The following is a 24,527-nucleotide window of genomic DNA, read 5'->3' as shown; positions in this document are numbered from 1 at the left end:
CGGATGGCAATTCATTATTGTTGTATTATGTCCCGGTATCTTTTTACTCAGGATTTAGGTTAATATCGGTTTACTTTAAAATCAGAGATGCCGCCACTCATGTGTATCAGGATCCTGTTTTTAGCGGCATCAAAGCCATCAGTTTCGTAGTCGTTATCACTCTTTTTACTAAAGCCTGCAAACTCGTTTGATGAGAGGCCGGTATTGGATGTGATACGGCAGGCAGCGTCTTTCGGAACGCTTATAATAACCTCAGATGCACCGGTTGAAACCTCTACATTTGTGCTTCCAACAGGGGCTCCGAGCTTCACATCAAATGATGCTGCTCCGCCCTTTAAAGATAGGGTTTTTATTTTGAATTTTGAAAGATCAAAATTTAAATCTGTCGCGCCCGTAGTTACATCAATATCCCACACCGGATTTGTGTTTAATTTGATGTCGGCTTTGTTGTTTTTACGGTCGTTTGAGTCAAAATGAAAGCCTTTATTATTCTTCAAATTAAGGTTAAGCACATACACCGAATCATCTTTACTGTGGTTAAAAGTATATTTACCGTAAAGCTCCTGCGTTTGAGCGCTGAATAAATCGGCAGTACTGTCGGCTAAATTGTATATTGTTCCACCACCGCTGATATTAAGGCGGGCGTGTTTAATATCGGCCGAATACGATTCCCTAAAAGTTTTATCGCCGCCAATTTTTACTACACCCTGGTCGGTATTTGTGGTATCGCTGTCGTCATTGTCGCTGTCATCATTATAATCGTCGCTGTGAAAGGTCCAGGCATTTGGCCAAAAGTGGTAGCGCTTGCCAAAGTTACCAAACACCAGTAAGGCAAAGCAACCAATTACTACAGCAAGCTTCAGGATGGTAGCCAGCGGCGACCGGTTGCCCGCAAACACCAGGCTGATACCGCCCATAATTAAAAATATAGGCCACAGGTACAGGATGTTCATCCAGTCGAAATTTATTACGTGGAAGTTATCCAGCAGGAATACTACTCCCAACAACACCAGGATAGCACCTGGCACAAGTTTATCGCTTTTCATAATTATTCTATAGTTGGAGGTGTATCTTTAGTTTCTGTCTCGTCTTTAGTAGGTTCTGCCTCTGGAGCATCAGTTACCTCATTAGCATGCCAGTTTTGTTTTTCCCAGGGCTGTTTCTTTGCTCCGGAAACAATGAGTGCTATACCGGCACCCACCAGCATTACAGGCCAAAGGTTTTCAAAATCCCAATCGGGCATCAGGTCAAGCTCGTTAAGCAGGAACACCGAACCCAAAAGGATCATGGCCACGCCAAATATCAACCCCACTGTTGAAGCCTGTTTTTTAGGCGGATTTACAAATGGCGGAGGATTAAAAGGCTGGCCGCCAAATTTAGGATCATTCATAAAAGGATTATCCTGTGGTGGCACCCTATAGTCAACACCTGGCGTAAAATTGTAGCCTTTTTTTGGCAGCACTATCCACAATACTATATATATAGGTAAGCTAAAGCCTTTTAAAATAAGCGTTACTAAAAATATCGCCCTGATAACTGCTACGTCCGTGCCGAAATGCTCGGCAAGGCCCGCGCAAACACCGCCTATTACCTTTCGGTGTTCATCGCGATGAAGTTTCTTTTCCATAATTTATGTTCGTTTATGTTTAAAGTTGATTTATCATAACTGGCCCGGCGCAGGTTTGATGATGATTTCGTCAACATTGGCTCCGGTGCTCATCCTGTAAATATTGATGATTGCCGATGCTATGTCTTCGGGCAGCACCATAGTATCTTTATCCACCACCGCGTCTTTCCATGAATCCGTTAACGTTGATCCGGGTATTACGGCGGTAACTTTTACACCATGCTCCTGCATCTCGAGCCTCATTACTCTTGTTAGACCTAACAGCGCATATTTTGTTACAGTATAACTGCCCGCTTGTGGAACAGGATTTATAGCTGCTACCGAACATATATTAAAGAAGTGTCCTTTACCTGCATTTGCCATGGTTCTGCCAAAATAGCGGTATAGCTCATAGGCCGGCATCAGGTTGGTATTCATTTGGATCTGGAGGGTATCTTCTTTATCATCCAATATACTTGAATGGATATACGTTCCCAGGTTATTAACTACAACGTCAATAAAACCGAACTCAGCCTCGGCCGCGGCGGCAAATCTGAACAATTCAGCCTTTTTGCTGCCATCGGCTTTCATAGCAAAAACCTTCACTCCCGGATCAATTTGTTCCAACTCATCTTTAAAAGTTAATAATTCTTGCTCATTCCGCGAACAAATTGCCACGTTTAATCCTTCATTAGCAAAAGCAATTGCGATTGAGCGGCCCATGCCTTTAGTTGAACCGGTGATGAGTACGTTTTTCATATTGTTTAATTAATTTTTATAGTTACTGAAGCTTTATGCCCGCAATTTACGTAAGCAGAATAATTGAAGCGCTTATAAAATTGAATTTAAATGACTTGTTTTAACACCTGACCATTTAGGCTTAAAGGTAAAAAGCGTATTTTTAACCGATTTTTTATACATCTGCATGTTTCATAGCTTAGGAAAATATATACTCTTACTGCGTTTAAGTTTCAGGAAACCCGAAAAATTCAGTGTATACTGGGCCGAGATCATGCGTGAGATGGTTTCGGTGGGTATTGGCTCATTGGGCATTGTTGCTATCATTTCGCTTTTTATTGGCGCGGTAGCTACCATCCAGACCGCCTTCCAGCTTATCAGCGATTTCATCCCGAAAACAGTAGTAGGCGGCATTACCCGCGATTCAACCATACTGGAATTTAGTCCAACCATATCGGCACTGGTACTGGCCGGTCGTGTAGGTTCGGCCATGGCATCGCAAATTGGTACCATGCGCGTTACCGAACAGATAGACGCGCTGGAGATCATGGGCGTAAATGCGCCGGGATATTTGATATCACCAAAAATTATTGCAGGAGTTACCATGATCCCTTTGCTGGTTATCGTATCTGTAGGATTAGGGTTAACCGGTGGCTATATTGCCTGCTGGGCTTCAAATGATGTATCAACCAATGATTACCTCAGAGGGCTTACTGATGGATTTAACCCTGTAATCGCGACGGTTTGCGCCGTTAAAGCCATATCTTTTGGCTTTGTGATTACATCAATATGCTCGTACCAGGGTTTTTATGTTAACGGCGGATCACTTGAGGTTGGCCAATCAGCAACACGCGGGGTTGTGTGGAGCTGTATCATGATCCTATTCTGTGACCTTATCATTTCACGCCTGTTACTATGATCGAAATACAAGACGTATATAAAACCTTTGGTGAAAACGAAGTACTGAAGGGTATCACCGCAACTTTCCAGCCCGGAAAAAACAATCTGATCATCGGCGGTTCCGGTTCCGGTAAAACCACTTTACTTAAGTGTATAGTAGGCCTGCATGAACCAACTAAGGGAGAGGTGATTTTTGACGGTGAGAATTTCACCAACATGAACTTTGAGCAACGTGTACCTATCCGTACTCAAATAGGTATGCTGTTCCAAAACTCGGCACTTTTTGATTCCATGACAGTTGAGCAAAACATCATGTTTCCGCTTAACTTGTTTACAAACCAATCAAAATCCGAAAAGCAAGACCGTGCCAACTTTTGCCTGGAACGGGTTAACCTTGCAGGTAAAAATAAATTATACCCTTCCGAATTATCGGGCGGTATGAAAAAGCGTGTTGGCATTGCCCGCGCCATTTCCATGCAGCCTAAATATTTATTTGTTGATGAACCTAACTCAGGCCTCGACCCGGTAACGTCTATCCTGATAGATGAACTGATCTCCGAACTTACACAGGAATACAGCATTACAACCGTAGTAGTAACTCACGATATGAACTCGGTAATGGGTATTGGTGATCATATTATTTTCCTGCACCAGGGCAAAAAGTGGTGGGAAGGCTCAAATAAAGAAATAGCTAAAACCGATAACAAAGAGCTTAACAACTTTGTATTTGCCAGTCCGTTTATGCGGGCAGCGAAGGCCTCTTTGTAGTTGGCAGTTTTCAGTGGCAGTAAGCAGTATGTGCAGAGTTATCTGCATGTATTTATAATAACTATATTTGCAACCAATTTATTGACTGGGGCGTGCAAACTGCCAACAGCATACTGCAAACTGAATAAGAATGATCCAACTACTTACCCCAACGCACTGGAAAGATTACGAACTGATTGATTGCGGCGATTTTGAAAAGCTGGAACGCTTTGGGAACACCATATTGATCCGCCCGGAACCACAGGCGGTTTGGAACAAAACCCTGCCCGCTTCTGAATGGCAGCGCTTACACCATATTAAATTTAAAGGCCGTTCGGCAACTACCGGCGAATGGTTGAAAAAGGATCAAAAAACTCCTGACCGCTGGCATATCGAATACAAAAATAAAGAAGCTGCCATTAAATTCAGGCTGGGCCTTACCTCGTTTAAGCATGTGGGGATCTTCCCCGAACAGGCTGTAAACTGGGATTATATCAGCCAAAATGTAAAACGCTTTAAAACACCCGAGCCCAAAGTACTTAACCTGTTTGCCTATACTGGCGGTGCTTCCTTAATTGCAAGGGCGGCGGGTGCCGATACCACCCACGTTGATTCGATAAAACAAGTGGTAACCTGGGCCAATGAAAACCAGGAAATCTCAGGACTTAAAGATATACGCTGGGTAGTTGAAGATGCTTTGAAGTTTGTTAAACGCGAATTAAAACGCGGTAAAAAATATAACGGCATCATCCTTGATCCACCGGCTTATGGTAATGGGCCTAACGGCGAAAAATGGAAACTGGAAGATAACATCACGGAAATGATGCGTGATGTAACCCAACTGCTCGACCCTGAAGAGCACTTCCTGATCCTGAATACTTACTCCCTTGGCTTCTCATCTGTAATTGTTGAAAACCTCATTAAAAGTTCGTTTCCGCAGGTGCAAAACCTCGAAATTGGTGAACTTTACCTGCAGGCCACAGCCGGACCAAAGCTACCTTTAGGGGTTTTTGGAAAGTTTCATAAAATTAAAAGTAATTAATTTCCAATATCTATCTTTGGCCGCAACCGAACCAACACAATTGCTGCTATATAAGTGGCTGGGAATTAAATTAATTAAACACGCCTTACATACACCTGCATTATATTGAACGTTAAAAAAATGAAATTAAAAACGCTTGTACTATCCGCTACATTTATGGCGTCGGCAGCTTTGCTTTTAAACAGCTGCTCACAAAATGGCAACAGTGCCAAAACCGACGGTAAAAAAACCGCCGCTGCAGTTAAAGGTGATTCGGCCCAGGCTGAAGCAGCAGATACCTTGAGCGTTAAAAAGTCTACCTACCCTCCTATCGATAAAAAACTGTACGATTCGTTGATGAAATTCAACGCGCACGGTGATACTACCGGCAGGTGGCCTGTTAAAAATACGCCTTATCCAATTGGCGGCGCTATTTTGCCGTTTAAACGTGTGGTTGCTTATTACGGTAACTTATACTCAAAAAGAATGGGCATTTTGGGCGAATTGCCTCCAAACGAAATGCTTGCCAAATTAAAAGGCGAAGTAAAACACTGGGAGAAAGCCGATCCTAAAACTCCTGTTCAGCCTGCATTGCATTACATTGCGGTAGTTGCACAAGGCGATGGTGGTAAAGACGGCAAGTTCCGCTACCGTATGCCATTTAAGCAAATTGACAGTGTATTGGTGTTGGCTAAAAAAGCACATGCTATCGTTTTCTTAGATGTGCAGGTTGCTTTAAGCAACATCCGTGCTGAGTTGCCATTACTTGAAAAATACCTTGAATTGCCACAGGTACATTTTGGTATGGACCCAGAGTTTTCGATGAAAGACGGAACCCATCCGGGCAAAAAGATAGGTACTTATGATGCTGATGATATTAACTATGTATCAGATTACCTTGCCAAAATCGTTAAGAAAAACGGCTTACCGCCAAAAATCCTGATAGTGCACCGTTTTACTAAAAAAATGGTGACCAACTACAAGAACATCAAATTACACCCGGAAATTCAGTTGGTAATGAACATGGACGGCTGGGGCGAACCAGACCTGAAAACCGGTACTTACCGCTACTTCATTAACCAGGAGCCGGTGCAGTTTACAGGCTTTAAATTGTTCTACAAAAATGATATCAAAAAACCACCTCACCACATGTTAACCCCTGAGGAGGTTTTATCAAGGTACAAACCATACCCGATTTATATCCAGTATCAATAGTCGGAGGTCTTAAGTTCGAAGTCTTAAGTCAGAAGTGAAAAGTCCTGAGTAAGTAATAAAATTATTTACCCGGGACTTTTGCATTTAAAGCTATATTTTCGATAATTAACTAAAAAGACTTCATTATAAGGCACGAAGCAATCGCGAACTGTACAAGGCGGCTCTGCTAATCGGGGATTGCTTCGTACCTCGCAATGACGATCATAAATAGACTTCAGACTTAGAACTATGATAAAATGGGGCATTATTGGCTGCGGGCGTATAGCGCACAGGTTTATGCAGGGTTTTGTTGCTGTTGATGGTGTGGAACTTGTAGCATCATACTCTCGCAGGCCCGAAACCGTTGATGCCTTTGTTGCGCAATATGGTGGCATTGCTTGCCGAAGTGTTGAAGAATTACTTGCAAGCGATATCGATACTGTTTATATAGCTACCTTACCTGATAGTCATGCCGCTTACAGCATTGCAGCCCTTAAAGCAGGCAAGCACGTGCTTTGCGAAAAACCGGTTACCGTAAACCTTACCGAACTGGATGAGGTACTTGCCGTTGCCCAGCAAACAGGCCTGCTTTTTATGGAAGGTATGAAACCTCCATTTTACCCATTATATAGCAAACTGAAGGAATACCTGGTTAATGATCCCATCGGGCCAGTGGGATATGTTCGCGCAGGATCTGCCGTGGCCGATTGCCCGCCCGATCATCCAAATTATAACCTCGAACTTGTTGGCGGCAGCCTGATGGGAATTGCCATTTATGAAGCTTTTTTAGCGCTCGACTGGCTTGGCCCTATGCAGGATATTCAAACTATGGGCAGGTTTGGCGAAACAGGAATTGATATGTTTGCCATTTTCCAAACACTGCACCAAAATGGTTACGCGCAATTATATTGTGGCTTTGATATGCACGGCAAAGGCGATGCGCTTATAGTAGGTACATTAGGACATATTACCATTCATAAAAACTGGTGGAACCCGGCAAAGGCAACTATCAGCTACCTCGACGGCCGCACGGTACAGCTTGATGAACCATTCACAGCCGGAGGATTAAACTATGAGATCATCCATTTTTGCGAACTCATAAAACAAGGCCAAACCGAAAGCCTAATACTCCCGCATGAACTATCCCGGCAAATGATAGCGATGATAGATCAGGCCCGGGAACAAATAGGATTGAAATATCCGGTTGAGAAATAGAACTTGTAGTTAACAAAAATGTCATTGCGAGCGTAGCGCGGCAATCGCACGGAAGTATTACCGCTTTGTATAGCTACGAGATTGCCACGTCGCCCACATGCACCTACCCATGCCGCTCCTCGCAATGACATAGTTTTTAATTCTCTCACTGGCGCAAGTTTCGTGCGATGGCCCCGGACAGGGCTAACTTGTGCCTTCTTCACCATACAAATTAGTAGAGGAATAAAGCACAAGTCAATCACACACAGACCCTGGCTCAGGACTTGCGCTAAAAATACCCGGGGTAAATCCGAAATTGAAATTCCGAAATCCGAAATACTACTACAGTTTAGCCGAGTTAAGCACCGGATTTTGGCTGGCGTTTACCTGATATGTGTAGATGGCATTTTGCTCATCCACTTCAACAATGCGATAACCTTTATAATCAGTACCCCAATCGCCGCCAATGTGCGAGTCGAAAAAGTGAGGCAATTTATCAGTGTATCGCACACCATCCAACAGATGATCATGGCCGTGAAATACCGCTTTTACGTTAGGATAAGCGTGTAACAACTGGATAGTTTCGGGGCAGTCAACAAATACATCATTCTTAACCCATTGGGTAGGCGGAATGTGCAGCACAACAAAAACGATCTTCTTATCAGTAAATTTATCTAACGATGCTTTAAGGAAGGCATTATTGGGGCAGGTATATATACCCTTAGTATCAGCTGTGTGGGCCAATACAAAAGCGATATCACCAAATTCTACCGTGTATTTATCCTCGTAGCCGAAAGCGTTTTTCCAAACTGAGGCATCGGCAAAGTCATGATTACCGGGGATAGTATGGTAAGGAACGTTCAGTTTATCAAGGTATTTGGCTTTGATCTCCGGGAGCAGATCCGGACGGTTGTGCACCAGGTCGCCGTTTACAATCACAAAATCCAGGTGGTTTTTGCTATGGTCCTCGTTAAGCCATTTAATCATGTTGCCGGTATGCAAGGCGAAATCAGTTTCCGGCTGACCGTAATGGATATCAGATGCCAAAGCAAATCTTAATTTTAGTTTGGCTTTGGTAGCGCGGCTGTACCGGTTATTTTCGGCAGCAAAACTGTTAACGGCAGGTAAAAGACTTAAGGCGGCAACACCCGTTAAGGCAGTACCAAAAAATTCGCGGCGCGAGGTCATAGGCTATTATTTTATTGCAAAGGTAGCCCCTCCGTGTTAAATGAAGGTTAAGAAATAAGCATAAATGTCATTGCGAGGAACGAAGCAATCGCATGCTATACAGGGCGACTTTGCTTCCGTGCGATTGCCACGCTTCGCTCGCAATGACATGATTTATACTTACACTTATTTTACCTCAACCCCTTTTCCTTCAAAAATTTCACTAACGCTGCCGGATGATCTGTTTGTAAACCTTTCAAACCTGCGGCAAGGGCTTTGTTCCAATCCGCCGTACCTTCGCCCGCACTTTGGATATCGGGCCAAACAGAGATGTGGTATTCCCCAGCCAAGGCTACCATATCAGTGGTATATTGGTTATAAGACCCGTCAAGAATATCAGGATGATATTGATCAATAAAGTTTTTCATACTTGCGGTGTTTTTAACACTATCCGGCAGGCTTAACATCAGCGGCATTTTAGGAGCAACTTTACGCCAGCCTGTAAATTGGGAAGCGCTGTTGATATAAACCAGGATCTGCTTTTCCATGCCGTATTCTTTGATCATCTGATAGGCCTGTCCAGGATCGGCAGCTTTGAAATCAAGATAGATACCTATCCGTTTTTTGCACACCTGCAGGATCTGCTTAAAGGTTGGAATCCGGTATACTTCTTTACTCGTTGTATCCTTACTCTTTACTTTCAACTGCAATAGCTCGGCAAGTGTAAAATCCTTCAGCTGACCTTTACCATCTGTCATGCGGTTAATGCTGCCGTCGTGCATGCTAACCAGCTCGCCATCTTTTGTGGTACGCAGGTCTATCTCCACATAATCGGCTTCATTTTTTATCGCCTCTTTGTATGCCTCTATAGTATTTTCAGGATAAATGACATGATCGCCGCGATGGGCGGCAACAATAAATTTATGCTTCGAAACAGGAGCAGGGTTGGGCTGCCATCCATCGCCGGGAAGCAGCCATAGTAAACCTAAAATTGTTAATAGTTGAAAACGCATCGTATTTTATTTTTTTTCGGTAACACTGCCAATAGCATCACCCACTTCATGACCGGCAGCAGCCTTAAAGTCAAAGCCTAATAAATTGGCTATAGTTTGGGCCAATTGTTTATGATAAGTTGTTTCACCTTGTTTCATTTCGCCAGAGGCCGGGGTATCCGGACCAATAACGGCAAACCAGGTTTGTTCTGAATGTACCACGTCCGATCCGTGATCGTGCCATTTTTTCATCGGCTCGTCGCCCCTGCCGTGGTCGCAGGTGATGATCAATGTAGTTTTATTTTTATAAGCAGGCTCCGATTGGATGTAATCCCAAAGTTGCTTTATAAAACCATCTTCCTGTTTAATACGGTCAAGGTAAAATCCGTAATTGCCTGCGTGCGCCAAATCATCCGGTTCATCAAATGAAAGGTACAGGGCACGTGGCTTGTACTGCATCATATAGTTTTTGGCAAACTCAAACGTCAGGAAATCGATACGGGTTGAATCGCTGATGTAACGCGGTGCCTCCAACTGTAACTCATTCAGGTGTTTCAGGCGATCGTTCATACCAGCAACTTCCAGCGGCATAAAACCAGCGTTAACCAAAATATTTGCGCGCTTAGGGCTCAGGATCTGTGAAAAACGCTCCCATGATGCAAAAGCGGCTACCTTATTTTCAAAGCCTTTTTGCTTGTTCAAAAACTCAAGTACGTTCATGTTAGGGTTATAGATCCCATCGTTGGTATTCATCCTTTTATCAGGAAAACCGGTAAATATTTCATTGTAGCCCGGGTATGAAAAATGATATGGATTGGCCACTTCATCCTTACTACCTAAATCGCGGTTGCCATAAAGCTGACCTTTTTCAACTAAAGTGCTCCAAAAGAAAGGCATCAGCAGTTTACGACGATCTGCAGATGCATCCACCCAGAAATTTTTACGGGCAGCGTTTTTATCTTGAGTATCTTTTGAATTGATAATAACCGAATCGGCACCACGGAAAACTTCCTGCCAACGTAGCCCGTCGATAGTAACGATAACTACATTTTGTGTTTTGTGCTGTGCATATAATGCCGAAAAACACAAAGCGAATAACGTAAATAAGATAGCTTTTTTCATAGTTGTTGTATTTAACGATAAAGGCCCCTGATTAGCGGGGCCTTTATGTAGATTAATTAAAACGTATAAGCTGAGGTTATTTAAGCAACCACATAACACCATTAATGTCATCGCTGCCACCAAATTGAGCGGTTAACGCAGCGTTATAATTTGTAGCATTAACAGTACGCTCTGATTGAGGATACTCAAAACGTTTAGGGATACGGCTACTATTACCTGTACCCGGACCAGTAGTAAAGGTTGGCACACCGGTACGACGGTAGTTGAAGTAAGCCTCTAAACCAGAGTGACGGAACATAGCAAGATATTTTTGTTGCAGGATCTGGGTTAAACCAGTAGCACCGGTAGCATATTTCACACCAGCCTGAGCGTAGTAAGCATCCCAGTCAACATTAATAGTGTAAGTTTCGTAGTTGGTTGGTTTTGAAGGGCTGGCATCAGAACCGGTTGGTTTGTAGAAATAAGCAGTAAATGCCGCTTTACCAACTGGGATAGAATATGCCTGGAATGAAGCCTGGATACCTTTAGTATAATAGGTTTCGGCATTACCGCTTGCCCAACCGAGGTTTAAGCCTTCGGCAATGTTAAACATTAACTCAGGATAACCAATCTGGATGCTTGGCTCACCGGTATAGGTTGAGTAGTAACGTTTCCTGTTCAGGAATGAGTATTTCTGCAGGGTAGCGTTATTGTACATCACACCAAGGTCTAAGCCCGGATCGGCACCAATGAACGAAGAAAATGCTGTTGGGCTTTGTTTAAGGTCATCAACATTATAACGTGCAGGCTCAGCAGTTACAAATACACGTGGATCTTGCAATTGAGTAAGTAAACCAATATATGTTGCTGAAGTATTTTGCCTTGAACCGTTCTGACCAAAGTTATCAGGGTTTTGAGGATAATAGTTACTTGGGGCAACAAAAGTATATTGCAGGTTATCATCATTGCTACCCATCAAAGGATATTTGGTTGGGTTACCGATGATGTTGGCAAACTGAGCTTTAACATCAATATCAGCTGTTTTTTTGCTTAGCTCAATAAGCAACCTTACCCTAAAGGTATTTACCACTTTTTGCCATCTTGCAAGGTCATTACCTAAATAAATATCATTTGATAACGCTGCACCAACACCGGTACCACCAGATGATGGGTTAGCGATCAAAGCGCTCATATCGGCGTTGGCTGACTCAAGCCATGCTAAACACTGTACCATAACATCTTTTTGCGCATCATATTTTGGAGTAAGGTTATCCAAACCTTTCAATGCATCGGTCATTGGGATATCACCTTCTTCCAGGCTCATTTTACTGAAGAAGTAAGCCCTGAAAAATTTGCCTACAGCTTCGTAAGGGTTTACAGCTGCACCGCCGGTTGCCGAGGCACGTTGCTCCATTACCAACACGTTTTTTAACGCGTTGTAATAATTGTCGCCACCATTGGCAAAACCATCATAACGGTTATTGCCATAATAGTCATAGTTATAAAGGTAATACTGACCGTAGATCTCATTGCTTGACTGCGGCAGGTCGGCCATCTTGTTTAATATACCATTGAATAACAGCGAAGCCGGTACTGTACTTGGTACGTTTGTGTTTTTTGTAAGATCCTCGAAACTTTTCTTACAGCCGGTAGTGGTTGCAAGTACAAGTGCGGGTAATACAAGAGCTTTTAATATCTTTTTCATGATCGTCTTTCGGTTTGGTTAGAATGATACATTTAAGTTGAAACCATAGCTACGTACTGTAGGCGACTGCAATACAGTTGAAGAAGTAGCATAGTTATACTGATCTAAATCCACATCCTTGAAGCGTTTGTCTCCGTAGAAGTATAAAAGGTTACGGCCATAAACTGATACCGAAGCCTTTTTGATGAATGATTTATCAAGCCATGCTTTAGGGAAATCATAGCCAACTGTTACTTCACGAAGTTTTGAGAAGGTTTTGCTCATGAGGTTTGATTCATCAACATTGTAGTACTTACTTACATAATCCTGTACCAATACAGTTTGCTTGTTTGGAGCATATTGCAAAGCACCGTAGTTGGTGATTTTACCAGTAGCAGGATCGTAGTTTACAGCCGCACCGTTTGATACGGTTACACCTTCACCTACGTAACTGCCATTATAGCCTGCTTTACCAAAGTTTTGCCAGTCTTTATAACGGGCATCACCCAAAGCACCTGTAGCAGTTTCGATGTTTGAACCACCACGCATGGTTTTGTTGTGCATATAGTCTATGATCACACCACCAACCGAGCCATCAAACTGGAAACCGAAATTGATGTTTTTGTAATGCAGTTTGTTGGCAAAACTCCACTGGTATTTTGCATTTTCATTACCCAAATACTGAGGAACCGGTAATGCTAATGGTTTACCCGCAGCATCATTGATGATTTGGCCTTGAGGAGTCCTTGCAAAAGCAGTACCGTATAATTTATCTACGCGGTCGCCTTTTTTGAAGAAAGTTTGGTAAGTCTGCTGGTTTGGAGGTAACTCTTCGTAAATATCTTTAAATGTAGATACGTTAAGCAAAACATTCCAGCCAAAACCACCAAGGTTTTTGATAGGAGTACCTTCTAATGAAAACTCGTAACCGGTTTTCTTGGTTTTTAAAGCATTAAGGTATAAAGTTGTGTAACCGGTAGCAGTTGAGATTGAGTTAGCCAAAATCTGTGGACCGTCAATGTATTGGAACGTTGTGGCCGATAAACCTAAACGGTTTTGCAGGAATTTGATATCGAAACCTTCTTCGTAGTTAACACGGGTTGAAGTTTTGATGTTTGGCTGATATAAAAAGTCAGAAGCAGAAGCTGCAGGCTGGCTGTTATATGGTTTGCTGGTTAAGTAGAACGGATTAAGCTGATAGCTTGGGCCGTTGTAAGGTGAGTTATAAGTACTACCGTAACCAAGCGGGTTTAAGAATAACGGGTTTGAATTAGGATTGCTGGTAGTTGTTGAACCGCCGTAAACCGAAATAGCGTTAAACGGAGCAGGGCCAATTGTTGCACTTGAAGCGTCGGCTTTTACGGTTGAGTAAGATGCCCTTGCTTTTAAGAATGAAATAACTTCAGGCAGTTTAACGTAATCAGAGATCACGGTTGCTGCTGATAAACTTGGATAGTAATAAGTTGTTACGTTTTGGAAAGCCGATGATTTATCAATACGGCCGGTGCTTGATAAGGTAGCATATTTACCAAATGTAGCGTCAATTGAGTAGTAACCGCTTAATACGCGTTCTTGTGATGAGAAGTTGGTTGACTGTACAGCATTTTTTGAGTTACTGAAAGCATAAACTTCAGGCACGTTCAAATAATCTGTTGATGTCCAGCTTGAGTTATAGTTAAAGCTACGCAGGTTTGAACCAACTAAACCTGATAAGTTCACAAAGTTTTTGATAGTATAGTTATAGTTAACAAATAACTCGGTGTTGTTATCAAACAGGTTACGACGGTCTTCGCGGTAATCGCCCTGGTTACCTTCACGACCATAAGGGTGGGCCGAGAATGGCAGATCTTCGGTACGCAGGATGTTATAAGTATCAATTTGCGAACGTAAAGTAACGTTTAAGTTATCGTTGATCTTGAAGTTACCTGACAAATAACCGTAAATGTCATTTTTGTAATGACCACGGGTCCATTTTTCAGTTAACAGGTACGGGTTGTGGTAACGGGTATATTCAGCAAATACCGATTGTACACCTTCTTTACCTGGCTGCCAGATGGCTTTGATATCAGGTGCGTTGATGTTCCAATCGGCACCAGTCCATACAGCAATGTTATAAATGATACTGTTCGGACCGTACTGTACGTCTGGGAAGTTATCAGTTGATTGCCTGTTGAAATCAACGTTTGCTTCAAATTTCCAACGTTTTGATGGAGTGAACTGACCGTAGAAGTTAGCGTTGGCTATATCAAGGTATTGAGAAGGGATATAGCTTGTTTGGTGTTGTTGTGAAACCGAAAAACGGGTTACATAAGTTTCACCAACCGAACCTAATGAAATGTTATTGTTGGTTTGGTAACCTGTTTTCAAAAAGTTTTTCAGGTTGTCTTTACCACGGGCAACCCATGGAGTACCCTGGCGTACGCCATTAACAATAGGGCTGTCATACTGAGGGATTAGCTGGCCTGCAAAGTAAGGGCCCCAAACGTCGTAATCGCTATCCACACCACCTGGCGCACCACCTTTACCGTCAACGAAGGTATAAAAGGTGTTTTCGCCCGGACCAAATGAGTTTTGAGTACGAGGGAAAGCAAGGAAACCGGTGTTCATAACGGTACTGCTGTTTATATCAACAGTTAAACCTCTTTTGTTTTTCTCGCCTTTTTTGGTAGTGATCAAAATCGCACCGTTTTGTGCACGGCTACCATAAAGTGCCGCAGCTGATGGGCCTTTCAACACGGTGTAAGTTTCAATGTCATCAGGGCTGATGTTATAAGTATCAGTATTAATAGGGAAACCATCTACTACGTATAAAGTAACTGAGTTACCCCTGATCAATACAGAAGGATTACCCAGTAACTCGGCAGATGGGCCTACTGATAAACCGGCTACTTTACCCGTTAAACCTGTAATAGGGTTAGGGTCACGGGCAGTAGTAACATCGGCGCCGCTTACCGATTGCGTTGAGTAACCAATGCGGCGGGTTTCTTTCTTAACACCTAACGCGGTTACAACAACCTCGTTCAGTGCTTTGCTGTCGCCAATCATGCTTACATTTACAGTTGTTTTGTTATCAACCACTACATAAACAGGGGCATAACCAACAAACGAGTAAATAAGTGTTTGACCGGCAGTTGCAGTAATGCTGTAACGGCCTTCAATATCAGTAACAGTGCCTTTGTTTTGTTCTTTGATCTTTACACTTACGCCCGGCAGTGGCAGGTGTTTGTCATCGGTAACAGTACCGCTTATTTTGGTTTGTCCGAATAAGATAGATGGAGCTACGCAAAATAATAAAACCGTTATTACGGCTCTTAATCTCTGGTAAATCTTGTTCATCTGCTAAAGTTTAAGGGTGAAATATTTGAGTTTTTCATACAGCAATACTAAACTTTGTTTATTATTAGTAAACCAATTTAATATTAAGCTATACTTAACTTGATGTTCACCCTGTGTTAAGCAGGCGATTTTTGTAACAAACAGGTTATATATTAATCACAAAAACTTAATATGTTATTTATTCATTTACCACTTGCAGATGTGCGAGGGCCATTGCTTTTAAGTGATCTATATTATTTACAGGCACGTGCATCTCTTTTGCCATGTCATCCCAGTAGCGTAACCTGATGATAAGTTCTGCATCCTGGTTCAGTTCAAACTCGGCAGCTTCCTCAGCGGTCATCACACCGCCCTGAAATTCGAGGGTTGCTTTACTGGCATCAGATAAACGGTTATAATATTCGGGGTATTTGTAGGTGAGGTATCTTTTGGCAATTACATGGCCTTGTACCAGGTTAGCAACCCTTTCAGAAAAACCACGCTCAAGCAGGTAGTCGGCACCAAGGCGTTCGTGGTCAACATTGCCCATGCCATCCATGCTGCCTGCTTCTTCAGCATCGGCACAAAGATGACCTATGTCATGGAAAAATGCGGCAAGCACCACTTCGTCGTCATAGCCTTCAGCTTCGGCCAGGGCAGCAGCCTGCGACATATGTTCCAGTTGAGAAACAGGCTCCCCTATATAATCGGCATCGCCAAATTTTTCGTATAACGAAAATACTTCATCAACCACAGCTTTCGGATTATATTGGGATGGTGCCATATCTTAAAATTTTTCAGGTGCAAATAAACAGGATAAAGGTTATTAAAATATTAAATGTTTGTGAATTATAGTCACAGGCACTTACATTTAAGAATTTGTTAACATAGGTAATAATCAGCGAATAACTTAAACCCGGGCGGTTTTTGTTCGTAAAAAGAAAGTAGTAATGTTAGTGGTAACAAAAAAATCATTTTGGATAACTACACCTATTAATTACTTTGCGCAGCGAATAACCTGCTATAACAATACAGATAATGGAAGAAGACATACTGATACAGATCAGTAACCGGATAAAAGAACGTCGCCGCGACAAAAATATAACCGTGCAGGAACTTGCTGTAAGGGCCAACGTAAGTAAAGGCCTCATTTCACAAATTGAAAATAGCCGTACCATCCCCTCGCTCATCGTACTGATAGATATTATAAAAGCCCTGGAGATAGATCTGAACGAGTTTTTTAAAGATATGCGCTCAAAAAGCGATCACATGCCTGTTTTGGTAAAACGGAAACACGAATATGATCACTTTGAAAAAGAACATGCCGACGGTTTTCACTACCAGCGCATTTTTACACAATCAATAAGTCAAAGTACTGTTGATATAGTAATACTTGAACTTGAGCCAGACGCCACACGTCCGCTTGTTGAAACCGAAGCATTTGAATACAAATATATATTATCGGGTACGATAGCCTACCAGTTTAATGACGATGTAATAACCCTTAACCAGGGCGACAGCATGCTCTTTGACGGTCGGATTCCTCATACCCCAAAAAACACAGGCAACACCACAGCCAGCATGCTGGTTGTCTATTTTTTTGAGGAGAAGAAGTAGGGTGGTGAATAGTTAATTAGGTTGATTAAGTGAATGGTTTTCAAGCATAGAACTTGTAAGTATAACTATCTAAAATTTCTTATTTACATGCAAAACCAACTACTCACCTAATCAACCCAATAAACCAATACACCCTCCCCTTAACCAAACCTTAACACTAATTTAGTTTAATCTTAATAAAAAAAGTTTAGTATTGCTAAACAATTATATTTATTTTTATGAGCATAAAATTAGTGTTAGCTGTATGAAACTGATTGAAAATTTACGTGCAAAAGTAGCCCAATGGCCCTATGCATTAATTTCAGTTCTGGCAGCGGTTTCGGCTTTCGGAACGTATACTTCCATGTATGCATTTCGTAAAGCGTTTGCAGCGGCTACTTTTACAGGTCATGAGTATTTCCATGTAGATTATAAGGTTTGGTTAGTTATAGCCCAGGTTATAGGCTATATGAGCAGTAAGTTTTACGGCATAAAATTTATAGCCGAAGTAAACAGCAAAACCCGTGCACGCTACATTTTAACGCTGATAGGCATTGCCTGGGCAGCCCTCCTTGCGTTTGCCTTTGTGCCAGCCCCCTGGAATATCGCCTTTCTTTTTATTAACGGCTTCCCCTTGGGACTAATCTGGGGCCTGGTGTTCGGTTACCTTGAAGGCCGCCGCTCAACCGAATTTATGGCATCGGTATTATCCATTAGCCTCATCTTTGCATCGGGCTTTGTAAAAACAACCGGCCGTACTTTAATAAGCAGCTTTCACGTAAATGAATATTACATGCCTTTTTTAACGGGGGCTGTATTCGCACTACCATTATTGTTTTTCGTGGGCTGCATGGAGCTCATCCCCCAGCCTACCGCCGAGGATAAACGTTTACGCGCCGAACGTACACCAATGAATGCCACCGAACGTAAACAATTTATCATCCGCTTTTTACCTGGCATTATACTTACCCTCATTGTTTATGTACTGCTTACCATTATGCGCGATGTGCGCGATAATTTTGAGGTAGAGATCTGGGCCAGTCTGGGTATTAAGGATAACAGCATTTTCACTACTACCGATATTAAAATTTCATTGGTGGTGCTTGTAGCTATGAGCTTGCTTATCCTGGTACGTAAAAACTTACGCGCCTTTAGTATTATCCACTTAATGATTATTGCCGGTTGTGTGCTGGTAGGTATATCAACCATCATGTTTACGTTTAAATGGATAAGTCCAACATTATGGATGACCTGCGTTGGCCTCGGCCTTTACCTGGGCTACGTACCTTATAACGCTATATTTTTTGAAAGGATGATAGCGTCGTTCCACTATAAAAGTAATGTGGGCTTTATCATGTACGTTGCCGATTCGATGGGTTACCTGGGCAGCGTAAGCATTTTATTGGTAAAAGAACTTGGCCGCCCAACCATAAGCTGGGGTACCTTTTTTCAGGAAGGGGTAATGATAGTGGCCCTGGTTGGCGGTATTTGCGGTATTTTATCGCTCGTGTACTTTTTGCAAAGTGCCGCACGTGATAAAAAAAAGTTAAATGAAGACAACGAAGAACAGATAAATTTTCAGGCGATAAGTCCATAGTCATGAGTTCAAAGTCAAAAAAATGACCAACGACACAATGACCTGATGACCTAATGAAATAATATAATGAACAATAACAAGAGTGCAATCATCATTGGCGCAGGCATAGTAGGCTTAGCTACTGCCCGCGCACTGGCCGTTCGTGGCTATAAAGTAACCGTATTTGAGCGTAATGAACGTGCGGTAGGTGCTTCCATCCGTAACTTTGGGATGGTATGGCCCATTGGCCAGGCTACCGGACCGATGTATGAACGTGCCATGCTATCAAAGAGCATCTGGAAAACAGTTTGTGCCGAAGCCGGGATCTGGCATGATGAAGTTGGCTCATTACACCTTGCTTATCATGATGATGAATTGCAGGCAATTGAGGAATATGTTGAGGTAAACCACAAATATCGCGATTGCGCGGTGCTTGATCCGGGGGCTACCGTACACAAATCAGCAGCAGTAAATACCGACGGCTTAAAAGGCGCGTTGTGGAGCAGCGATGAAATGATCATTGAATCGCGCGTGGCTGTTGGACAGGTGGCCCAATACCTTGCCGAAAAATTTGGTGTTGAATTTCACTGGAACACCGCCATCAGCCGTATCGAACATTCCAAAGTAAGCTCGGGCACCCAAAGCTGGGAGGCCGACGAGATCTACGTTTGCAGCGGCGCCGATTTTGAAACCTTATACCCGGAGCTTTTTGCACAAACCCAGATCACCAAATGCAAGCTACAAATGATGCGTTTAGTTACCCAGCCCGACGAATGGCGCATTGGCCCTTCATTATGCGGTGGCTTGTCCATGATCCACTATCCTGGCTTTCAGGCAGCAGCGTCATTACCTGCTTTACGCAAACGCTATGAAGAGCAATACGCTACTCATCTGAAATGGGGAATCCACGTAATGGTATCACAAAATGGCAGCGGCGAACTTACCATCGGCGATTCGCACGAATATGGCCTGGTTCATGACCCTTTCGACAAAGAATTTATTAATAATTTAATAATCGAATACTTACATACGTTCGCCAATTTTAAAGACTGGAAAATGCTGCAATCATGGCACGGTATCTACCCTAAAATGACCAACGGCGCATCCGAGTTAATTGTAGATATTGAGCCCGGAGTTACCGTGATCAATGGCCTTGGCGGCAACGGCATGACATTATCATTTGGCCTTTGCGAAGAGGTGATTGCGCAGCGGAAGGATAATTAGATCATAGTTGATAGTTCGTGGATCATAGATTTTAAAAACTTTGCTATATTTTGAGGGCCTAAAAACAGCTGGGATTTGCTGATCATCACCCAGTGACCAAAAACTAAAAACACCATGATCTATCATCCATAGGCCATGAACTAAATAAAAAATACACATGTCTGATTCAAGGAGAGATTTTCTTAAAAAAGCGGCATTATTAACCGGTGCAGCCGGTTTGGCCAGCGTTTTACCCGAATCCATTCAAAAGGCAATGGCCATAAACCCGGCTCCGGGCAGTACTTATATGGATGCCGAGCACTTCGTAATCCTGATGCAGGAAAACCGCTCGTTTGACCATACGTACGGGATGCTTAAAGGAGTACGCGGCTATAATGACCCTCGCGCTATTGATCTGCCTAACAAAAACAAAGTTTGGCTGCAATCAAACAAAAAAGGCGAAACATACGCTCCTTTCCATCTTGATATCAAAAATACCAAAGCAACCTGGATGAGCTCATTGCCTCATTCATGGGGCAACCAGGTTAATGCCCGCAACGACGGTAAGTTTGACCAATGGCTTAATGTTAAACGCAACAGTATTAAGGAATACTCCAACATGCCTTTAACCATGGGTTTCCACAATCGTGAGGACATCCCATTTTACTATGCCCTGGCCGATGCCTTTACTGTTTGTGATCAAAATTTTTGTTCGTCGTTAACAGGTACCAACCCTAACAGGTTATATTTCTGGAGTGGTACCATCCGTGCCGAGCAGCATGAAAATTCGCTCGCCCACGTTTGGAATGATGATATGGATTATGGCACCCTGAATTGGGCTACCTTCCCCGAACGTTTGGAAGATCATAACATATCATGGAAACACTACCAGAACGAAATTGCCATTGATACCGGTTTAGAGGGCGAAGAAGATCCGTGGTTATCTAACTTCCAGGATAACCCGCTGGAGTTTTTTGGTCAGTACAACATTAAACTGTACGATAAACACATAGCCCATCTACAAAAAAAATCAACTGTTTTGCCTGATGAGATAGCTGTAGTAGAAAAGCAAATTGCTGCTTTGCCTGCCGGCGATGCCCATATAGACCATTTGCAAAAACAACTTAAACAAAAACAGCGCGATCTCGAAAACATCAAAAAGGATATGGCGAGCCTTGATCCTAACAAGTTTGCCAGCCTGTCGCAGCGCGAAAAAAACCTCCACCAAAAAGGTTTTGTAACTAATACTAATGATCCGCATTACCGTACGCTGAGTCCGTTAAAATATAATGATGATGGCACCGAGCGTGAAGTGTTAGTACCTAAAGGCGATGTGCTTCACCAGTTCCGTGCGGATGTAAAAGGAGGTCAGTTACCTACAGTAAGCTGGTTATCGGCACCGGAACATTTTTCTGACCATCCAAGCTCGGCCTGGTATGGCGCATGGTATGTATCCGAAGTTTTAGACATCCTTACGCAAAACCCTGATGTTTGGAAAAAAACGGTTTTCATTTTAGCTTATGATGAAAATGATGGCTATTTCGATCACGTTCCGCCATTTACCGCTCCAAATCCCCATAAACCGGGTACGGGTAAAGTATCGGCCGGAATTGACCCAAGCGTTGAGTTTGTTACGTTAGAGCAGGAAAAAGCCCGCAATAACTTCCCCGAAGTGTTTGACCGCGAAAGCCCAATAGGTTTAGGTTTCCGTGTTCCGCTGGTAATTGCTTCACCTTGGAGCCGCGGTGGCTGGGTTAACTCTGAAGTGTTTGACCATACCTCGACACTGCAATTTTTAGAGAGCTTTTTAAGTCACAAAACAGGCAAAAAAGTAACTGAGCCTAACATCAGCGAATGGCGTCGTACGGTTTGCGGCGACCTTTCAAGCGTTTTCCGTCCGTATAACGGTGAGAAGATCGAAAACCCAGAGTTTGTTGCAAGGGAAGCATTCTTAGAAAGCATCCACAAAGCGCAATTCAAAAAACTTCCGTCAGATTATAAATTGCTTACTGCCGATGAGATTGCGCAGATCAATAAAGATCCGCATTCGTCGCCATATATGCCTCAACAGGAAAAAGGAATTAAGCCATCGTCTGCCTTACCTTATCAACTTTATGCCGACGGTAAACTGAGCGCTGATAAAAAATCGTTCGAGATCAAATTTAATGCAAGTAACAAGGCATTCGGTGCAAAAGCGTTAGGCTCGCCATTCAACGTTTATGCCCCAGGCAAATACGCGACTATGAATGATCCTCAAAAAATGGAAGACCTGCGCACCTGGGCTTACACTGTTAAGGCCGGTGATGCGCTATCAGATGTTTGGCCTTTACATGAATTTGAGAATGGTGAATATCATTTGCGTACCTATGGACCTAACGGTTTCTTCCGCGAATACCAGGGTAATGCTGCTGATCCGCTGGTGGATGTTGTTTGTGAATATGAACACGTTGCCGGTAAGCTAACAGGTAACGTTAGTTTGAAGCTTACCAACCATACCAGCAAAGCACAAAATATAGCCATAACAGATCATGGTTACAAAACCGGCGATCATAAAGTTGCTGTAAAAGCAGGAGCAAGCACAACCCTTGCCCTGAACTTAAGCAAAACCCATGGCTGGTATGATTTCAGCGCCAGGGTTGAGGGCTTTGAAAAATTTGCCAAACGTTTTGCCGGTCGCGTAGAAACAGGTAAATCAAGTTTCAGCGATCCGTTAATGGGTAAAGCATTAGCATAATAGCTAAAACAATATAGAAGCAAAAAAGCCGGGCTCATGAGCCCGGCTTTTTTGCATTATGCGCTGTTCGAAATCAGAGACCGCTGTCCGAAGTCTCCTGACTTCGGACGACTATGCCTGTAGTTTGCAACTACAGAATTAAAAAATGAAACCTGCCTACTCCTGTAGTTACAAACTACAGGCATATAAATTCGAGGTCAGAGACCTCGAATAGCGATAATAGCAATAGATCTCCAATTGCAATTAGCCCAACTATCCGCTTTAACGGCATTTATGAAATGCCGATGACATTGATTTATAGTTAACTATTGCATTTTTTAAATCAACATCATACATTTGCGTAATCAGTTACATAATTAGTTACTTATTGTTATGGAATTTTTTAATAAAGTAGGAAAGATGGCTATAGGTAGCCGGCTTAGGATGCTTACCGAAACCGTTGGTGAAGATGCTGCAAGAATCTACAATTTATATGATATCGATTTTCAGCCGAAATGGTTCCCGGTTTTTTATGTGTTGCAGGATGGCGAAGAATTTACCATCACATCAATTGCCAAAGAGATTGGCCACTCCCACCCTTCTGTAAGTAAAATCATTGCCGAAATGGTGAAGAACGGTTTTGTAGTGGAGAAAAAAGATAAAACCGATGGCCGCCGGAATATGGTAAGCCTTTCGGCCAAAGGGCTTGATGCCGCTGTAAAAATCAAAGATCAGTACGCTGATGTTACCGGTGCTGTAGAAGAAATTCTTTCGCAGGCCAACCATGATTTGTGGAAAGCCATTGAAGAATGGGAATATCTGCTTGAACAAAAATCATTGCTACGCAGGGTACAGGAACATCAAAAGATCAGGGAAAGCAACAAAGTGCATATAGTACCTTATGAACCACGCTACGCCGAAGCTTTTAAAGCATTGAATGAAGAATGGATCTCCAAATACTTCAAAATGGAAGAAGCCGATTATAAAGCCCTCGACAATGCCGACAGCTATATTATCAATAATGGAGGCCTTATACTGGTTGCCCTTTACAATGATGAGCCTGTTGGTGTATGTGCATTGTTAAAGATGGACGATCCGGATTACGATTTTGAGCTCGCTAAAATGGCCGTATCGCCAAAAGCCCAGGGAAAAAACATAGGCTTTTTATTAGGGCAGGCTATTATTGAAAAAGCAAAAGCTCTTGGTGGCCACAAGCTTTACCTGGAAAGTAATACTATTTTAAAACCGGCTATCAGCCTTTATCATAAACTGGGCTTTGTTAAAGTAGCGGGTAGGCCATCACCTTACGAACGTGCCAATATTCAAATGGAACTTAAGCTAAAATAATTGCCGTTTAAACAATATGAACCAGGTAAAAATAGCTATTGTAATTAAAGACCAGCTGGCAACGTGGCAAAAGCTTAACGTTACTGCATTTTTAGCCAGCTCAGTTGCAATTGCCCATCCCGACACACATGGTGCCGAACTCATCACAGCTTCGGGGAATAATTATATGCCCTTTATGAAATACCCGGTGCTTGTTTATAAGGCAGACACCGGCGCTCAGCTACAGCGGGCCTTTAACCGGGCTAAAGAAAGAGGGCTTCACATCGGCATTTATACCCAGGGATTGTTCGCAACAAAAACCGAAACGGACAATCTCTCGGAAATAGCCAGCCACACCGATGCAGATCTTGATCTGGTTGGAATTGTTGTATATGGCGAAAGCAAGAAAGTTGATAAAGCACTGGATGGGCTCCGGCTTCATGACTAAGATTGA

20 protein-coding genes are annotated in these 24,527 nt (G+C 42.8%); 11 read left to right on the top strand and 9 right to left on the bottom strand.

The features are described from left to right. Positions 1-59: 59 nt before the first annotated feature. Genes DEO27_RS29765 through DEO27_RS29755 form a run of 3 tightly spaced genes read right to left on the bottom strand, consistent with a single transcriptional unit; the run spans position 60 to position 2,365 of the window. The gene (locus DEO27_RS29765) at positions 60-1,046 is read right to left on the bottom strand and encodes a LiaI-LiaF-like domain-containing protein (RefSeq protein ID WP_112574527.1); all 987 of its coding nucleotides are present in this window, start codon (positions 1,044-1,046) and stop codon (positions 60-62) included. A gap of 2 nt (positions 1,047-1,048) precedes the next feature. Next, positions 1,049-1,627, bottom strand: a complete 579-nt coding sequence (locus DEO27_RS29760; protein ID WP_112574528.1) for a PspC domain-containing protein — start codon at positions 1,625-1,627, stop codon at positions 1,049-1,051. A 33-nt stretch (positions 1,628-1,660) separates the two neighbouring features. After that, a complete protein-coding gene (locus tag DEO27_RS29755; protein WP_112574529.1) occupies positions 1,661-2,365 on the bottom strand; it encodes an SDR family oxidoreductase in 705 nt (234 codons plus the stop codon). A 166-nt stretch (positions 2,366-2,531) separates the two neighbouring features. Between DEO27_RS29755 and DEO27_RS29750 the strand changes: the two genes are divergently transcribed. From DEO27_RS29750 to DEO27_RS29730, 5 genes are all read left to right on the top strand, one after another. Beyond that, positions 2,532-3,263: an MlaE family ABC transporter permease gene (locus DEO27_RS29750; RefSeq protein WP_112574530.1), complete on the top strand. Its 732-nt coding sequence runs from the start codon at positions 2,532-2,534 to the stop codon at positions 3,261-3,263. Beyond that, positions 3,260-4,012, top strand: a complete 753-nt coding sequence (locus DEO27_RS29745; RefSeq protein ID WP_112574531.1) for an ABC transporter ATP-binding protein — start codon at positions 3,260-3,262, stop codon at positions 4,010-4,012. Before DEO27_RS29750 ends, DEO27_RS29745 begins: the two co-directional genes overlap by 4 nt. 130 nt (positions 4,013-4,142) lie before the next feature. Continuing rightward, positions 4,143-5,033, top strand: a complete 891-nt coding sequence (locus tag DEO27_RS29740; protein WP_112574532.1) for a class I SAM-dependent methyltransferase — start codon at positions 4,143-4,145, stop codon at positions 5,031-5,033. Positions 5,034-5,153: 120 nt separating this feature from the next. Beyond that, a complete protein-coding gene (locus DEO27_RS29735; protein WP_112574533.1) occupies positions 5,154-6,227 on the top strand; it encodes a DUF4148 domain-containing protein in 1,074 nt (357 codons plus the stop codon). Positions 6,228-6,455: 228 nt separating this feature from the next. Beyond that, positions 6,456-7,421: a Gfo/Idh/MocA family protein gene (locus DEO27_RS29730; RefSeq protein WP_112574534.1), complete on the top strand. Its 966-nt coding sequence runs from the start codon at positions 6,456-6,458 to the stop codon at positions 7,419-7,421. Positions 7,422-7,742: 321 nt separating this feature from the next. Here the strand turns inward: DEO27_RS29730 and DEO27_RS29725 are convergent, their stop codons facing one another. The 6 genes from DEO27_RS29725 to DEO27_RS29700 form a co-directional block, all read right to left on the bottom strand. Further along, positions 7,743-8,588 carry a metallophosphoesterase family protein gene (locus DEO27_RS29725; RefSeq protein ID WP_112574535.1) on the bottom strand — a complete coding sequence of 282 codons (846 nt, stop codon included), beginning with the start codon at positions 8,586-8,588 and terminating at the stop codon, positions 7,743-7,745. A gap of 170 nt (positions 8,589-8,758) precedes the next feature. After that, a complete protein-coding gene (locus DEO27_RS29720) occupies positions 8,759-9,580 on the bottom strand; it encodes a glycerophosphodiester phosphodiesterase family protein (protein WP_112574536.1) in 822 nt (273 codons plus the stop codon). 6 nt (positions 9,581-9,586) lie between these two features. Further along, entirely contained in the window at positions 9,587-10,681 is a 1,095-nt protein-coding gene (locus DEO27_RS29715; protein WP_190295276.1) for an alkaline phosphatase family protein, read from the bottom strand. A 76-nt stretch (positions 10,682-10,757) separates the two neighbouring features. After that, complete coding sequence (locus tag DEO27_RS29710) at positions 10,758-12,365, bottom strand: SusD/RagB family nutrient-binding outer membrane lipoprotein (protein ID WP_112574538.1); 1,608 nt, start codon at positions 12,363-12,365, stop codon at positions 10,758-10,760. An 18-nt stretch (positions 12,366-12,383) separates the two neighbouring features. Continuing rightward, positions 12,384-15,680 (bottom strand): SusC/RagA family TonB-linked outer membrane protein, encoded by a 3,297-nt coding sequence (locus tag DEO27_RS29705; RefSeq protein WP_112574539.1) that lies wholly within the window; start codon positions 15,678-15,680, stop codon positions 12,384-12,386. Positions 15,681-15,858: 178 nt separating this feature from the next. Next, the gene (locus tag DEO27_RS29700; protein ID WP_112574540.1) at positions 15,859-16,443 is read right to left on the bottom strand and encodes a phosphonate degradation HD-domain oxygenase; all 585 of its coding nucleotides are present in this window, start codon (positions 16,441-16,443) and stop codon (positions 15,859-15,861) included. Positions 16,444-16,697: 254 nt separating this feature from the next. Between DEO27_RS29700 and DEO27_RS29695 the strand changes: the two genes are divergently transcribed. The 6 genes from DEO27_RS29695 to DEO27_RS29670 all read left to right on the top strand — a co-directional run bounded on the left by DEO27_RS29695 (position 16,698) and on the right by DEO27_RS29670 (position 24,521). Further along, entirely contained in the window at positions 16,698-17,276 is a 579-nt protein-coding gene (locus DEO27_RS29695) for a helix-turn-helix domain-containing protein (protein ID WP_112574541.1), read from the top strand. 244 nt (positions 17,277-17,520) lie between these two features. Next, complete coding sequence (locus DEO27_RS29690; protein ID WP_112574542.1) at positions 17,521-18,852, top strand: DUF5690 family protein; 1,332 nt, start codon at positions 17,521-17,523, stop codon at positions 18,850-18,852. A gap of 66 nt (positions 18,853-18,918) precedes the next feature. After that, positions 18,919-20,055, top strand: a complete 1,137-nt coding sequence (locus DEO27_RS29685; protein WP_112574543.1) for a TIGR03364 family FAD-dependent oxidoreductase — start codon at positions 18,919-18,921, stop codon at positions 20,053-20,055. A 157-nt stretch (positions 20,056-20,212) separates the two neighbouring features. Next, on the top strand, positions 20,213-22,768 hold the full coding sequence (locus DEO27_RS29680) for a phosphocholine-specific phospholipase C (protein WP_112574544.1): 2,556 nt from the start codon (positions 20,213-20,215) through the stop codon (positions 22,766-22,768). Positions 22,769-23,140: 372 nt separating this feature from the next. Further along, positions 23,141-24,094 carry a bifunctional helix-turn-helix transcriptional regulator/GNAT family N-acetyltransferase gene (locus tag DEO27_RS29675; protein WP_112574545.1) on the top strand — a complete coding sequence of 318 codons (954 nt, stop codon included), beginning with the start codon at positions 23,141-23,143 and terminating at the stop codon, positions 24,092-24,094. A 16-nt stretch (positions 24,095-24,110) separates the two neighbouring features. Further along, on the top strand, positions 24,111-24,521 hold the full coding sequence (locus tag DEO27_RS29670) for a DUF2000 domain-containing protein (RefSeq protein ID WP_112574546.1): 411 nt from the start codon (positions 24,111-24,113) through the stop codon (positions 24,519-24,521). The last annotated feature ends 6 nt before the right edge of the window (positions 24,522-24,527 follow it).

Origin of the sequence: Mucilaginibacter rubeus (genome assembly GCF_003286415.2) — a bacterium.
GTDB classification, from domain to species: domain Bacteria; phylum Bacteroidota; class Bacteroidia; order Sphingobacteriales; family Sphingobacteriaceae; genus Mucilaginibacter; species Mucilaginibacter rubeus_A.
The sequence above is the reverse complement of the archived record's forward strand: the minus strand, read 5'-3'. Positions and strand labels throughout refer to the sequence as shown.